General features: G+C 51.5%; 12 protein-coding genes. 5 read left to right on the plus strand and 7 right to left on the minus strand.

Features of this window, described 5'->3' with window-relative positions; all coding sequences use genetic code 11:
* Nucleotides 1-58 precede the first annotated feature (58 nt).
* Nucleotides 59-1009: an IS5 family transposase gene (locus ACJJIQ_RS19150; protein WP_444959510.1), complete on the plus strand. Its 951-nt coding sequence runs from the start codon at nucleotides 59-61 to the stop codon at nucleotides 1007-1009.
* A gap of 223 nt (nucleotides 1010-1232) precedes the next feature.
* On the opposite strand, the gene ntrC is transcribed toward ACJJIQ_RS19150, so the two are convergent.
* The 5 genes from ntrC to ACJJIQ_RS19175 all read right to left on the minus strand — a co-directional run bounded on the left by ntrC (nucleotide 1233) and on the right by ACJJIQ_RS19175 (nucleotide 6415).
* Complete coding sequence (ntrC, locus tag ACJJIQ_RS19155) at nucleotides 1233-2639, minus strand: nitrogen regulation protein NR(I) (RefSeq protein WP_444926203.1); 1407 nt, start codon at nucleotides 2637-2639, stop codon at nucleotides 1233-1235.
* Nucleotides 2640-2642: 3 nt separating this feature from the next.
* On the minus strand, nucleotides 2643-3725 hold the full coding sequence (gene glnL, locus ACJJIQ_RS19160; RefSeq protein WP_444918519.1) for a nitrogen regulation protein NR(II): 1083 nt from the start codon (nucleotides 3723-3725) through the stop codon (nucleotides 2643-2645).
* A 316-nt stretch (nucleotides 3726-4041) separates the two neighbouring features.
* Nucleotides 4042-4596: a DUF4124 domain-containing protein gene (locus tag ACJJIQ_RS19165; protein ID WP_444895769.1), complete on the minus strand. Its 555-nt coding sequence runs from the start codon at nucleotides 4594-4596 to the stop codon at nucleotides 4042-4044.
* 188 nt (nucleotides 4597-4784) lie between these two features.
* Entirely contained in the window at nucleotides 4785-6191 is a 1407-nt protein-coding gene (gene glnA / locus ACJJIQ_RS19170) for a glutamate--ammonia ligase (RefSeq protein WP_108734896.1), read from the minus strand.
* Nucleotides 6167-6415: a hypothetical protein gene (locus tag ACJJIQ_RS19175; protein ID WP_444895768.1), complete on the minus strand. Its 249-nt coding sequence runs from the start codon at nucleotides 6413-6415 to the stop codon at nucleotides 6167-6169. The genes glnA and ACJJIQ_RS19175 overlap by 25 nt, the downstream gene beginning before the upstream one ends.
* 101 nt (nucleotides 6416-6516) lie before the next feature.
* Here ACJJIQ_RS19175 and thiI point away from each other — a divergent pair, with 101 nt between their 5' ends.
* From thiI to ACJJIQ_RS19190, 3 genes are all read left to right on the plus strand, one after another.
* Nucleotides 6517-7998 carry a tRNA uracil 4-sulfurtransferase ThiI gene (thiI, locus tag ACJJIQ_RS19180; protein ID WP_445362754.1) on the plus strand — a complete coding sequence of 494 codons (1482 nt, stop codon included), beginning with the start codon at nucleotides 6517-6519 and terminating at the stop codon, nucleotides 7996-7998.
* Nucleotides 7999-8198: 200 nt separating this feature from the next.
* Nucleotides 8199-10007, plus strand: a complete 1809-nt coding sequence (gene typA / locus ACJJIQ_RS19185) for a translational GTPase TypA (RefSeq protein ID WP_282930811.1) — start codon at nucleotides 8199-8201, stop codon at nucleotides 10005-10007.
* 533 nt (nucleotides 10008-10540) lie between these two features.
* The gene (locus tag ACJJIQ_RS19190) at nucleotides 10541-12547 is read left to right on the plus strand and encodes a glycosyl hydrolase family 18 protein (RefSeq protein ID WP_445362755.1); all 2007 of its coding nucleotides are present in this window, start codon (nucleotides 10541-10543) and stop codon (nucleotides 12545-12547) included.
* 113 nt (nucleotides 12548-12660) lie between these two features.
* On the opposite strand, the gene ACJJIQ_RS19195 is transcribed toward ACJJIQ_RS19190, so the two are convergent.
* Both ACJJIQ_RS19195 and ACJJIQ_RS19200 read right to left on the minus strand, forming a co-directional pair.
* A complete protein-coding gene (locus ACJJIQ_RS19195) occupies nucleotides 12661-13422 on the minus strand; it encodes a hypothetical protein (protein ID WP_445362756.1) in 762 nt (253 codons plus the stop codon).
* A gap of 537 nt (nucleotides 13423-13959) precedes the next feature.
* Entirely contained in the window at nucleotides 13960-14481 is a 522-nt protein-coding gene (locus ACJJIQ_RS19200; protein ID WP_444958908.1) for a macro domain-containing protein, read from the minus strand.
* A 178-nt stretch (nucleotides 14482-14659) separates the two neighbouring features.
* On the opposite strand from ACJJIQ_RS19200, the gene ACJJIQ_RS19205 reads away from it, so the two are divergent.
* Nucleotides 14660-15742, plus strand: coding sequence for a GGDEF domain-containing protein (locus ACJJIQ_RS19205; protein WP_444895763.1), 1083 nt, complete (start codon nucleotides 14660-14662; stop codon nucleotides 15740-15742).
* Nucleotides 15743-15744: the final 2 nt, after the last annotated feature.

Here is a 15744-nt window from a genome sequence, read left to right on the forward strand (position 1 = left end):
TGAATAATTCTGAGTCAATTTGGTAATATTCACCTACCCATCAAGACTACGATGAATCATGCACCAAGTCACCTTTGCCGAAGCAGAATATAAGCTAAAGCGTCGTATAACTCGCCGAGAGAAGTTTCTTTCTCAAATGGAAACCCTCGTCCCATGGCAGCGACTAGAAGCTCAGATCACTCCTTGTTACCCACAAGGTAAACGTGGCCGACAGCCATATCCATTGAGTGTCATGCTTCGTATTCATTGCATGCAGCTATTTTACAATCTCAGTGATCCCGCTATGGAAGATGCACTGTATGAAATTGAATCCATGCGTAGTTTTGCTGGATTGACTTTGAGTAGCCCAATTCCCGATGAAACAACGATTCTTAACTTTCGCCACTTACTGGAGCTCAATCAGCTAGGTGCAGCTCTTTTTGATGAAATCAACAAACACCTTGCTGAGAATGGGATGGTACTGCGTGAAGGCACGATTGTAGATGCCACTATTATCTCTGCGCCAACTTCAACTAAGAATGAAAAGAAAGAACGTGACCCGGAAATGCATCAAACAAAGAAAGGCAATCAGTGGCATTTTGGGATGAAAATGCATATCGGGGTTGATGATGTGCTCGGAGTAATACATAGCATAGATACAACAGCAGCGAATTCGCATGATGTCACAACCACAGAGCGAGTTCTCCACGGGGAGGAGAAAAGAATCTGGGGAGACTCTGGGTACATTGGTGCGGAGAAACGTGAAGAGTTGAAAGAGCGGGAGGCGGATTGGTATATAGCAATGAAGCCGAGCAAGCTAAAAACTCTTCCAGGGCGTGATGCACTCCGTAAAGCGGAAAAGATCAAGGCGCAGATAAGAGCGAAGGTCGAGCACCCCTTCCGCTACATCAAACGGGTATTTGGTTATGACAAGGTCCGCTATCGGGGACTGGTAAAAAATACTGAGAGGCTGTGCTTACTGGCAGGCTTTACCAACTTATTAATAGGGAGAAAATACTTGGCTGCCTAGGGGTGGTTCGCCTGAAACCCACCTATTGAGGGTTTCAGATGAAAAATTAGGGGACTATTACGCGAAAATTACGCGTTTGTGCGTAATAAAGTGAATTTTTCAAGCAGCTCAGCTTAATTCTGGAAAAATGCTTCGTTGATCAGAGGATCCCTAAAACCAGCTGCAATCTATTTTAATTGAAAAATGTGCTTGGAGAAAAATTTTCCCCAAGCACAAATTCTCTTTATTCCCCACCGATCTCCAATTCTTTTAGCTTCCGTGTCAAGGTATTTCTACCCCATCCCAATAGATCAGCTGCATCGCGTTTACGCCCAGCAGTATGCTTAAGCGCAATTTCTATTAACGCTTTTTCAAATGCGGGAACAGCCTCATTTAAAATTTCGCGCTGCCCAGAGGATAGGGCCTGGTCAGCCCACAAGCGCAGTGCTTTTTGCCAGTCTGCCGGTGTTTCTGTCGTCGCGCCCTGCTGATGCAACTCCTGTGGCAAATCTTCAATATGCACCTCGCGCCCAGAGGCCATTACGGTAATCCAGCGGCAGGTATTTTCCAGTTGTCGCACATTACCGGGCCAATCCAGCCCAGAGAGATATTCCTCAGTTTCCTTGGTTAGGATCTTTGACTCCACCCCCAGATCTTTTGCCGCAGCATTAAAGAAATGCCTCACCAATCGCGGAATATCCTCACGGCGATCCGCCAGTCTTGGAATATGGATGCGAATAACATTCAGGCGGTGAAACAGGTCCTCGCGGAATTTATGCTGACATACCAACTCTTCCAGATCCTGATGAGTCGCCGCAATAATACGCACATCCACTTTGACCGGGGTGTGGCCACCGACACGGTAAAATTCACCATCAGCCAACACGCGCAATAACCGGGTTTGCGTATCTGCGGGCATATCACCAATTTCATCTAGAAACAGGGTGCCACCATTGGCCTGTTCAAAACGTCCGGCACGCTGGGAGCTGGCACCAGTAAAGGCCCCTTTTTCATGGCCAAATAATTCAGACTCCATCAGGTCCTTGGGTATAGCCGCCATATTCAATGCAATAAATGGCTTATCCCTGCGCGGACTGTGATTGTGCAGAGCCTGCGCCACCAACTCCTTACCGGTACCGGATTCACCGTTGATTAAAACCGTGATGTTGGAATGAGACAAACGGCCAATCGCACGGAAGACCTCCTGCATCGCCGGCGCTTCACCAATAATTTCTTTATTACCCTGGCCATTCTCTGGCTCAACCTGCTCTTCAGCACGTTGCTCACTAGCGTGCATCAAGGCCCGTCGGGTTACCGCTACGGCCTCATCAATATCAAATGGCTTGGGCAGGTATTCAAAGGCGCCCCCTTGATAAGCGGCTACCGCGCTATCCAGGTCCGAGTGCGCAGTCATAATAATTATCGGCAAGCTCGGTCGTTCAGCCTGGAAGCGCTGTAACAATTTAAAACCATCGGAACCCGGCATGCGGATATCGCTAATTACCACATCCGGTGAATCGCTATAGAAATCATCCAGGGCGCGGTCGCCACTCTCGTAGCACTGGGTATCAATCCCCTCACGCGATAGCGCTCTTTCCAGCACCCAGCGGATTGATCTGTCGTCGTCAATAATCCAAACGCGATTACTCATTCTCTAGGTTCCTGTATTTGCTAATTCGGTAGTCAGGGGCAGATAAATTTGGAAAATGCTACGGCCGGGTTGGCTGTCACACTTAATCAACCCCTTGTGCTGATTGATAATGTTCTGGGAAATCGAAAGTCCAAGACCTGAACCCTCGGCGCGGCCGGAGATCATCGGGAAGAATATCCGCTCGCGAATTTCCTCCGGTATGCCCGGGCCGTTATCTTCAATTTCTATACGGCAGACCAATGGGCAATTTCGGCGGCCAATGGTGAATTGGCGCTGGATACGCGTACGCAATACCATCTCCCCACTACTGAGGCCAATACTTTCATCGATGGCTTGCATGGCGTTGCGGGCAATATTAAGCAGCGCCTGAATCAATTGTTCGCTATCGGCGGGGACATCGGGAATAGACGGATCGTAGTCCCTGCGAATTTGAAGCTCACCGATACACTCAGCATCCAGCAACTGGGCAACCCGCTCCAGAACCTCGTGCACATTAACCGGTTGCAGTACTACCGGCTGGCGTGGTCCCAATAAACGGTCAACCAGATTGCGCAGGCGATCCACTTCCTCGATGATAATCTGTGTATATTCGTCTAACTCCCGGTCCGGCAACTCGCGCTGCAATAGTTGTGCAGCCCCGCGGATACCACCGAGGGGGTTCTTGACCTCATGGGCCATACCGCGAACCAGGTTTCGTGTCGTTTCCTGGGCACTGAGCAGCGCATCTTCCCTGGCAATTCGCAACAGGCGATCCATCGGCTGCACTTCCACAAGTAGCACAGAAAACTCGGGGACCGGGCTGACTGAGTAATCCACGGTCCGGGTTTCAAGATTGTTCAACCTCCAACTGGCCCGGCGCACTGTATACTTCTCATTTTTGCGCAATGCTTCCCGCATAGCCTCATAGGCAGTGGGAGATTCTCGCACCACCTCCTCCAACTTCGAGCCTTTAACCCGGGTACTGGAGGCGGCAAACAAGTCCTCAGCAGCATTGTTCAAATAGCAAAGCGATAAGTTTTCATCCAGCACCAACACTGCGGAAGTCAGGCTATCGAGTAATTGGCGCAACTGGCGATCATTCAGCATTCACAAAATTTCCGATTCATTCCGAGGCTCTGACCAAACTCCCTTTGGTCACCCCCAGCAAACTAGCGCTGTATCTAGTCAGTGCAAAAAGCAAACCAAAATGGCGCATAAGCTGGCATTTGTAGGCGGAAGCAGCTTCAACCGGACACAATCAGTGCGCGATTAGCAACAACGGCATTGCGAGTATTCAGTCTCAGAAATAGGATGCCGCCGACCACAGAGAGAATGCACCATTAAGGTGCATAGGTCAAAAAACAGGCAGGCGGACTTTAGAGCGAAGTAAGGGGTAGCGGGAGCTTTGCACTCCCTCAAACATTCACCCCCGAGCTATCGGGCGCTTGACATGAATTGTGATCGTTTGCGACTGGGCCAATACTTGCCCTTTGGGCCCTAGCAGAACCGCCTTGAGCGTATGGGTACCGCGGACCAGGGCGGAGATATCCAGGGAGTTACCAGCCGAACTTCCCTGCCAGCGCTGCCCATCAATAACCGCATAAAAGCTAGCGCCCTCTGGATAATTGGGGGCCACATCCACCTGAAGCGCTATCAGTGTCTGCCCTGGCGGAATAGTCGCCTCATTAATTGGACTCACAATTCGAATCGATACCGGCCCCAACTCTCCATCATCACTTTTGGGCGACAGCTTTCTTGTGGGCAGCTGGCGGGGCAGCGCAATTGGCTGGATATTGATTGGGGCTAAATCCACTTTCTCTGAGTTGCCATTTGCCGGTGGTGTATCGCTAAAACTGACCTGGCCATCGGGCCCAACCACTTTGTAGATCGCGCCAGCCTCTTCATTCTCTTGAGAAGCCGCAACTGCCACCAGAGGCATTGCGAGTAACAGGGCCTTTAATTGCCAAAACCTTGCCATAGTGTTTTCGACCGCAGGGCGGACGCTCCTTTCTTCCCAGATCGGGCCAATGGGATATTCCTGAGCCTCCGCATAGCGGCACTCAATTCACTTCCACTGACAGTGTACTCGCAATAAAAAAGCCCGCACCAGAGTGGCGCGGGCTTTTCGAGAACGGCTCGACGGCATCATCGTGATGCCGGTCGCCATTACACGGAGTAGTACATATCGAACTCGACCGGGTGAGTGGTCATGTTCAGACGCTCTACTTCTTCACGCTTCAGCTCGATGTAGGCATCGATAGCATCGTTAGTGAATACACCACCGGCTGTCAGGAACTCGCGATCCTGGTCCAGAGCATCCAGGGCGCCTTCCAGGCTGGAAGCGACAGTCGGGTACTCAGCCAGTTCTTCCGGCGGCAGATCGTACAGATCCTTGTCCGCAGCGTCGCCAGGGTGGATCTTGTTCTTGATACCGTCGAGCCCCGCCATCAGCAGCGCGGCGAAAGACAGGTAGGGGTTGGCGGTCGGGTCCGGGAAGCGAGTCTCGATGCGCTTGCCTTTCGGGGAGGGCACGAAAGGAATACGGATAGACGCAGAGCGGTTGCGCGCAGAGTAAGCCAGGATTACCGGCGCTTCGAAGCCAGGTACCAGACGCTTGTAAGAGTTGGTGGAAGCGTTACACAGCGCGTTCAGGGCGCGAGCGTGCTTAACGATACCGCCGATGTAGTACAGAGCAGCTTCGGACAGACCAGCGTAGGCATCACCGGCAAACTGGTTTACGCCATCCTTGCTAAAGGACTGGTGAACGTGCATACCGGAACCGTTATCGCCAACCAGCGGCTTGGGCATAAAGGTCGCGGTCTTGCCGTAGGCGTGGGCAACGTTGTGTACAGCGTACTTGAGGATCTGTACTTCGTCCGCTTTCTTGGTCAGAGTGTTGGCGGCAACGCCGATCTCACACTGGCCGGCAGTACCTACTTCGTGGTGATGCACTTCTACGCGCAGGCCCATCTGTTCCATCGCAGAACACATTGCGGCGCGAACGTCGTGCAGGGAATCCACCGGAGGAACCGGGAAGTAACCGCCTTTAACGCCGGGGCGGTGACCAATATTGCCTTCGGCAAAGTTGTGACCAGAGGACCAGGCTGCTTCTTCGGAGTTGATCTTGTAGAAGGCGCCGCCCATTTCAGCACCCCAGGTAATATCGTCGAATACGAAGAACTCGGGCTCGGGACCGAACAGAGCGGTGTCACCCAGACCAGTGGACTTCAGGTATTCCTCAGCGCGCAATGCGATGGAGCGAGGATCTCGCTCGTAACCCTGACCGGTAATTGGGTCAACGATGTTACAGCGAATGATAACAGTGCTCTCATCGGTGAAGGGGTCGAGGAAAGCGGTCTCGTCGTCCGGCATCAGGATCATGTCGGATTCGTTGATGCCCTTCCAACCGGCGATGGAAGAACCATCGAACATTTTGCCTTCTTCAAAGAACTCACCGTCAACTTCCGACGCAGGGATGGAAACGTGTTGTTCTTTACCCTTGGTATCGGTAAAGCGCAGGTCTATCCATTTCGCTTCACTTTCATTAATCAAACCGAGCGTTTTCGCTGACATTGCAGTCCTCCAGGTCTTGAAAAGTAATTGGTCGCTATGCCTTGCTGTCGCTGCCGGCATTCACTCTCTACCTGGCGTGAAATAAAGCAAGGAGTGTGCCAAATTAGGGCAATCGCCTCATAGTCCCGGTTGGCGCCGGTGCGAGCCCCAGCAAAGTGCTGACGCAGCCAGGATAGATGTATTGTGGCCGAGCAGCCACATAAATACGCACCAAAATAGAACATATTTGTTCTCGCTTCGCCCGCAAACAGTGCACAACCAACTTGGCTCTGGCTAGTTTATAATGCCGCACCTTCTATCAACATGCGGTACCCCACGGATTCCCATGCACTTTGTCGTCAAGTTTTTTCCAGAGATCACCATCAAGAGCAACCCTGTGCGCAAGCGCATGTCGCGCCAGCTCAAGGACAACCTGCAGCGCCTGCTGCGCCAGCTGGACGACCGTATCCAGGTGCGAAAGGATTGGGAAAAGATCGATGTGATCGCGCCCGATGCTGTGTCCCACCTGGGTGGACGTATCGAAGAGGTGCTCTCTCACACCCCCGGCATCGCCAACTTCTCCCGCGTGCGCCAGTTCCCCCTGGGTGACCTGCACGACATGTACGAGAAAACCCTGTCGGTTTGGGGCGCAGCCCTGAAAGACAAGACTTTCTGTGTACGGGTTAAACGCACCGGCAAACACGACTTCCAGTCTCTGGATGTGGAACAGTATGTGGGTGGCGGCCTCAACAAGAATACCGAGGCATCCGGAGTCAAACTGAAAAACCCCGACATCACCGTTAAGCTGGAGATCCGCCACGACAAGCTCAACGTGATCGAAGAGCAGCATCCCGGCCTGGGCGGCTTCCCCCTGGGCACGCAAGACCCGGTTTTGTCACTGGTCTCCGGTGGCTTCGACTCTACCGTGGCCAGTTACATGACCATGAAGCGCGGTATCCGCACCCACTTCCTGTTCTTCAACCTGGGCGGACGCCAGCACGAGCTGGGCGTGAAAGAAGTCGCCTACTATCTGTGGAACAAATACGGCGCTTCCCACCGGGTGCGCTTTATCACCGTGCCGTTTGACGAAGTAGTGGCAGAGATTCTCGAGCGGGTCGACGATTCCCATATGGGCGTTATTTTGAAACGCATGATGCTGCGCGCTGCCGATGTAATCGCCAAGGAGCTGGAGGTGGACGCCGTAGTCACCGGTGAAGCCATCGCCCAGGTTTCCAGCCAGACCCTGAAAAATCTGTCGGTGATCGACAGTGTTACCAACACCCTGGTTTTGCGCCCACTGATCACCACCGACAAGACCGATATTATCCGCACCTCCCGGGCCATCGGCACCGAAGAGTTTGCCGCCAATATGCCGGAGTACTGCGGCGTTATCTCGGTTAAACCCACCACCCGCGCCAAAATTGAAAAAGTGGAGTCCGAGGAAAACCGCTTCGATTTCACCGTCCTCGATCGCGCTATCAGCAATCGGGTGATGCAAAATATTGATCAGGTGATCGAAGAAGTCGATGGCGAAGCACCGGATGTGGAGATCCGCGAGGAGCCGGGCAGCGCAGTGGTTATCGATATCCGCCACCCGGATGAAGAGGAGCTGGACCCGTTGGAGCTAGGCTGTGAGGTGCAGACTATTCCTTTCTACCGTCTCAACAACAACTTTGCCCACCTGGACCAAGAGCGTGAGTACCTCCTGTATTGCTCCAAAGGCGTTATGAGCCGCCTGCACGCCTCACACCTGCTGGATGAAGGTTTTCGCAATGTGGGCGTGCTGCGCCCGCTGATTCCCCACAGACCGGAAACCATTAAGAAGTAACTTCTGCTCAAGGCGCGGGCAATCACCGCCCGCGCGGGTTTTAAAGCGATCAGCGCCCCGGGGCGGTGATTTTTTACTCAAAATCACTCCCAATTGTCATGCGGCCCCCCTATAATCGCCGCCTTTGGCCGGAATGCTGCTGTAGAAACCCCGCAGGCCCCCGCCCCGACTTACCAAGATTTAACGCCCAGAGGCCCCCAGTGATAGAGAATCTGCGCAATATTGCGATTATCGCCCACGTAGACCATGGCAAAACCACCCTTGTGGACAAGCTGTTGTCCCAGTCCGGCACTCTCGACCGCCGCGACGAAGGCGCCGAGCGCGTCATGGACTCCAACGATCAAGAGCGTGAGCGTGGCATCACCATCCTGGCGAAGAACACCGCTATCCGCTGGAATGACTACCGCATCAATATTGTCGACACCCCAGGGCACGCCGACTTCGGCGGCGAGGTAGAGCGCGTACTGTCCATGGTGGATTCAGTTCTGCTGCTCGTAGACGCAGTAGATGGCCCCATGCCGCAGACTCGCTTCGTAACCCAGAAGGCGTTTGAGCAGGGCCTCAACCCGATCGTGGTGATTAACAAGATCGACCGCCCCGGCGCTCGCCCCGACTGGGTGATGGACCAGGTATTCGACCTGTTCGACAGCCTCGGCGCCACCGACGAGCAGTTGGACTTCCCGGTTGTCTACGCCTCCGCCCTGAACGGCATCGCCGGTCTCGACGACACCGACCTGGCCGACGATATGACGCCGCTGTTCCAGATGATTGTGGACAAGGTTGAGCCCCCGAAGGTTGACCCCACCGGCGCCTTCCAGATGCAGGTTTCCGCTCTGGACTACTCCAGCTACGTAGGCGTAATCGGCGTTGGCCGTATCACTCGCGGTACCCTGAAGCCGAACCAGCAAGTGGTAGTTCTCGATCGCGAGGGCAACTCGCGCAAAGCCAAGGTCCTGCAGGTTATGGGTTACCTCGGCCTGGAGCGTGTAGAAGTGGAGCAAGCCAGTGCTGGCGATATCGTGTGTATCACCGGTGTGGGTGAGCTAAATATCTCCGATACCCTGTGCGATCTGGATACTCCAGAAGCCCTGCCCGCCCTGAGCGTGGACGAGCCCACCGTAAGCATGACCTTCCAGGTCAACGACTCCCCCTTTGCTGGCCAGGACGGCAAGTTCGTTACCTCGCGCAACATCAAAGAGCGTCTTGACCAGGAGCTGATTCACAACGTGGCCCTGCGTGTAGAGCAAGGCGACTCTCCTGATAAGTTCAAGGTTTCCGGCCGAGGCGAATTGCACTTGTCTGTCCTGATCGAATCCATGCGCCGAGAAGGTTTCGAGCTGGGCGTTTCCCGCCCCGAAGTGGTGCAGAGAGAGGTCGACGGAGAGATCCACGAGCCTTATGAAGAAGTGGTTATCGATGTTGAGGAACCTCATCAGGGGCCCATTATGGAAGAGCTGGGCCTGCGCAAGGCCGATCTCACCAATATGGAGCCCGATGGCAAAGGTCGCGTGCGCCTAACCTTTATCGTGCCCTCGCGCGGCATGATCGGCTTCCGCTCCCAATTCCTTACCATCACCAGTGGTTCTGGCATTATGACCAGTATCTTCGACCACTACGGTCCGGTGAAGCAGGGTGAGGTGGCCAAGCGCATCAACGGTGTACTGGTTTCCATGGTCAAGGGCAAAACCCTCGCCTATGGTCTGTTCGCACTGCAGGATCGTGGTCGCTTGTTCCTGGGCCACGGCGAAGAGGTCTACGAAGGCCAAATCGTCGGTATTCACTCCCGTGGCAACGACCTGGTAGTAAACCCTACCAAGGCCAAACAGCTCACTAATGTGCGCGCGTCAGGTACTGACGATGCGCTCACTCTGTCACCACCCATTCGTCACACCCTTGAGCAGGCTCTGGAATTCATCGAAGACGATGAATTGGTAGAGGTGACTCCCAACTTTATCCGCCTGCGCAAGAAAATTTTGCAGGAAAATATGCGCAAGCGTGCGAAGAAATAATTAGTATTTTCTTCAACTTTAAAAAGGGCCCTCTGGGCCCTTTTTTGTTTTTGCCATATCATGACATCTTCAATCCCTGAAGAGGGACAATCAAAAACTTCTCCGTAGCAACATTCCATAGTAAAGAGGTGATTGATTAACTCGACAGAAGCCGTGCTGCACTAAACTGCAGGGAGGCTGCCTGCAAGAGGCCGTAAATATCGCTCGCCAGAATCCGGTATTTTTTTCCAATCTCTTACCCCAAAAAGAAAATTTATCTTCTTTTGATATTAAATAATCGACCATTTTTATCGTTGCTCTGCTCAAACATTTATTCCTGGAAGGTGCAATTAAATTTATGTCCGCACTTTTTATTGTCCCCATCACAAAATTACAGCGAAAATAAATATAGTCACTCAGCCACTACTCTCCGTGGCTTGCACATTTATTCCACATTTCCCCGCGGAACTTTTACCTCTCCATTTATTCAAATTTTTCCACATATAACGACAAATTTCTTTATACATAATTAAGACCTATGGGAGGTCAATCTAATGTTTTCTTTCCTGCAATCTCAGGATCGAACAAGGATGTTGGTGGGCAGCCGCAGTGAACGCGGATCTAAATTTGGGTTTAAATTAAAAGCTGCGGCGGCACTCGCAGCAGCAATCGCCATCAGCGGAAACGTCAGCGCACAAGAAACCTCTAAACGTGTATCTGCCTATTGGGCCGATTGGGAATACTGGGCCGACTCATCCTTCACCCATGACAACGTGGATTTCTCCAAGCTCACTCACGTTCAGTACGCCTTTGCCTGGAATGACGAAGACGGCAACATCTACTTTACCGATCCCTACGTTTTCTACGGCCTGGGCGCCCAATCATTTTCCGGCGGCGCCGGTGATGGTCCCGTAAAATGCTCGCCGCAATTCTGGCACCCCTACAGCCAATACGATTCCAGTATTCAGCCCGCGGTCTGCCAGGGCTGGAATGACCATGAATCAGGTTTTGTAAAATCGGTACATGACGACGGTGCCAAGGCAATCCTGTCTATGGGCGGCTGGACCCTATCCCACAAAGTCTCTGAGATGATGGAGAGCGACACCGCACGTGCAGCCTTTATCGAAAATGCAGTGACACTGCTTACTGACTGGGATTTCGATGGTCTCGATCTCGATTTCGAATACCCCGGCTATGCACCGAACGGCGGACGCTCGATCGACAAAGAAAACTTCACCACCCTGCTGCAAGAGCTGCGCGCGCGCTTCGATGAGGTTGAAGCGGAGACCGGCAAAAATCTGGAACTGACCGCTGCCGTGGCCTGTGGCCCCTCGATTGCAGAAGAGGGTTATGATTTTGCTGCTGTGGGCGAAGTCCTCGACTATGTCAACCTGATGACTTATGACTTTGGTGGCGACTGGGATACCGTAGCCCAGCATACCTCGCCGCTGTACCCCTATGAAGGCCAGGTCAACGAAGGCTTCGACGCAGACAGCTGCCGCAATATGTGGATGACTGAGGGCAATATTCCTGCTGAGAAGATCACCCTGGGTATGTCCCACTACGGCCGCAGCGTGGCTGGCGCCACCGCAATCGGTGAAGCCGCCTCCGGACAAGACGTCGCTCACTGGGGCTCTGACACCGAGACGCGCTACTACCAGATCGTTGAGAAAATGCAGAGCGACTCTTCATTCCAGACCGCTTACGATCCCGAGGCCGTCACCCACTATGGTTGGTTTGAGGATGGCGGTTTTATCTCTTTCGAAGATACGACTTCTATCGCCGCACGCGCCCAATATGTGCTCGACCAGGGCCTGGGTGGCGTGATGATCTGGCAGCTCCGCGGTGGAATGTTATTGGAGAACAATGAGTACCAGTACCCATTGCTCGATGCCGCACTCGAAGTTTTCGGACAGGGTGGCTCCAGTGATAGCGACACCGGCGACACCGGAGATACCGGAGATACCGGAGATACCGGAGATGCCGGAGATGCCGGAGATACCGGCGATACCGGCGATACCGGCGATACCGGCGATACCGGCGATACCGGCGATACCGGCGATACCGGAAGTGGCGGTAGTAATAATAATGGCGGAAGCAGCGCCTGCGTCGCATTTGAGCAGCCGTATGCCGGCGACCCAGGTTATTCAATCGGTGACGTTGTTGTCTTTGAAGGAGCTGCCTACGAGTCCACTCACGAGCCGAACTGGTGGTCTCCAGGTTCCGCGCCATCGCTGTGGACCGAAACCACCTGTCAAACTGAGGGCGAAGGCTCCGACAATGGTTCCGACAACGGCTCTGGCGATAACAACGACAATGGCTCCGATAGCGGTTCTGACGACAACGCCGATAACGGTTCCGATGACAACACCGACAGCAATCAAGGTTCAGGTGAGACCGCTTCCTGCCCCGAATTCCAGCAACCATATGCTGGTGACGAAGGCTATCAAGTTGGCGACCTAGTAACCTTTGAAGGCCAGGTTTACGTGTCTACCTTTGGACCCAACTGGTGGTCCCCGGCTAACGCTCCCCAGTACTGGGAAGCGAGTTCCTGCCAGTAACCTGGATACACTTTGGCCGCCTTCTCAAGGAAGGCGGCTGCATGTTTCTTCTAATAAAAAGGGCCCTTATCGGGTCCTTTCTATTTATTATTAGTCCGCGCTCAAAATAATTATTACGGCGTATCTTGTAAAATATGCATCACTTTATCAAAGTCGCCCTTTGACAAATGATTTCTCAACCAACGAATACCATCGTCTGTCAAATTTTGCTCGTACTTAATGTGCTTTTGATCTCGCAGATAAATTCTGAGCCTGGGGTAAGAGGCAATAAATCTCTGCAGCTTATAATCAATTAAATTAATTTTTATATTATCATCCATTCTTAAAATGTATTTTGGAATCCAGCGGCTACGTGCCGCGCCAATACCAGTAGCTGTTTCAACCGTCTGTATCTGGCTCCAATTATACTTTTTAGGAAAAAGGGAAAATAATGAATTTAATTTCACCCCATTGGAACTGACAACAAAATAATTATTTAGTCCCAAAACCATCAAAGGTAAAAAGCAAACCAAAAAAAACGAGAGAATCCTTAAATTGTTACGAATTGACTGCTTTAACCCATATTCCTCAAAATATCTTAGACCGAGTTCCTTATCAAGTTCTACTCTTGCTGTAGGGATTAAGTATGAAACCAGCTTAGAGAAGGTCGCAAATAATATTATAGAAATAAACATTACTGGCAGCATTGATAAAATATATCCATCATTAGTAAGGTCTGCCAAGATAGCGCCCTCAGCTAAAGACTCTACTCGCCGAGACACTAAAAGCTTAAAGTAAGAAACAGCTATAATAGCCACCAATAAAAGGGAAAGCACGATGACAAACCAGTCCCACTTGCAGCGAATAATAACGCGCTTTCGATTCAGCAGCGGCATTGGGAATTGTAAAAAAGAGGATTTCTTTTTTACCTTAGGAGACTCCCACCCTAGACACAAAGCACATCTATGTCCTACATCTTCATAGATTTCTTGTTCCTGTATGCAGACTTTACAATAATTCATAGCACTAAAAATTTATTAGGTTTAAAAAATACGCATAGAAGCCGGACGTATTTATTAAATCATTAATAACTAACTTTATCGAATAGATGGCTCGTTAAGACCAACGAAAGCAACATTTAGCACGATAGAACCAAATAATTAAATATAGGCATAGCACTTAATAATCAACGGAAGAGTTAGAAAATGCTGTCTTGCATCTGAATAACTCCCAACTCATGAGATCAGAAGAAAACTAAGTTAGTTGTTGCAACTTAAACAGAAATGCCATGGCTCGATCTGCCTGCACCGCAGAACTAACTTATATACGCCACATTAGGTTATTGAAGTAACCAGTAACTGTATGGAATCAATAGTGCTTTACTAAATAATTAGTACAAGTAGATTGAATCCCATCCAATTACCCGTGACACATCAATGATGGCCATAAAAGCGCTGCTCAACTTTCTGCCACTGCGCCAGTGCAGTTTGTGAGTGCAAACAAACTGTGAGTCTCTCGAACCTTGAGGCATAAGCGCGTAAAACGGCCAATCCCTGGTGTGCTGCAATCTCGTGAGGGAAGCGGTTAGTGCCAGCTCCCAGTGCCGGAAACAGTATCGTTTTGCAACCGCGCTCTATCGCCAACTCCAAAACGCTTTCATAGCAGTGCCTCAACAGCACTATGGCCTGGCTCCCCCATTGATCGCCACTGCTCCACTGGGGCGTAACAGTATGCAATAAGTAATCGACCGGTAAATCATAGGCTCGAGTCAGGCGAGCTTCACCGACTGGGCAGGCTCTTTGCTTGGTACACTGGGGAGTTAATTGAGTCCCGCAATGGGCATAAATCTGCGCTGAAAGCCCCCGCCCCCGAATAAGGTGCTTGTGTGCCGGACACACCAGCGCATCTCCACGCATCGTCAAGATATCGCCAGAAGTCAGTTGAATTTGTGTCACGATTTCTCAGTTCTAAAGTTTGAGTTACTGATACTGTAGCTTGCTACTTTGGTCGGTGACAGATTCCCCCTATACTCACCATTGCTTCACTCCGGCAGTGGCTACCAGCATAGTTGTATGATGCAGGACGGTCCCGAGCAAGCGGAAGGTTGCAGTCGGTATAGCAACGGGAATGACTATGAGCTCAGGGTATAACAATCAAAACCCCGCGATATCCACCTCTATTGATGAAGTGCAGCGCATAGATCTGCGCAGACGGATATTAGCCTCCTCTTATATGCTGATATTCGCTATGGCTATCACCGGAGCCATGGCGATCATCGCCCTTACTGCAACTAATATCCTGCAGGCATCGACGCTTTTTATCGTCGCGGTGGTTATTTTATTTGCATATATCACTGTCAACATTATCGGTCCTACCGAGAAAACGCCATTATTGGTGGGAATTCTTTTATTGGCGCTGTATTTCTACTTACTAATGACTGGTGGTGTAAACAATACCGGATTGATGTGGGCAGTTATGCTGGTCCCCGGATTTATCAACCTTTACGGCTATAAAACCGGCACCACCGCACTGCTCGGCATAGGTCTCGCTACGGCAGCAATCCTGTTTTATCCAGATTTCCCAGGACTCACGGCCAAATATGATACGGCCTATCGTGCGCGTTTTATTGCAGTATTTGGCGCACTCACGGCTCTAACTGCATTACTTGACAGTAGCCGCCACCAAACTCAGCAGCTCCTTCAGCGATTAACAGGTGAATTGGAGACTTATGCTGCCACGGACACATTGACCGGATTGGCAAATCGCAGAGAAGCATTTCGCGCCATTCATGAATTAGAGCGCCGGAATGATGAGCTGAAAGATCAATATGTCATCCTTATCGGAGACTTAGATAACTTCAAGACGATCAACGATACCTACGGGCACTCCTTTGGCGACCGCGTATTACAAGATGTTGCCAAGATACTGAAAAGTAACACCCGGTCTGAGGATATTGTGGCGCGCTGGGGCGGCGAAGAATTTTTATTGCTATTGCCGAATACTGACTTGAAAGGCGGCAGTGTCCTTGCAGAAAAACTTCGTCGCAGAGTATCCACCCTCAGTCGCCGCTATACACGCCCGGTAAAAATCTCAATCAGTCTCGGAGTCGTCGAAGGCAGTACCAATGGCAAGCCACTCAATCAGCTATTGGCCGAAGCAGATAAACGTATGTATCGAGCCAAGAATGGCGGGCGCAACAAAGTGGTAGCCGCATAAAT

Source organism: Microbulbifer maximicatervae (SeqCode), assembly GCF_052468295.1.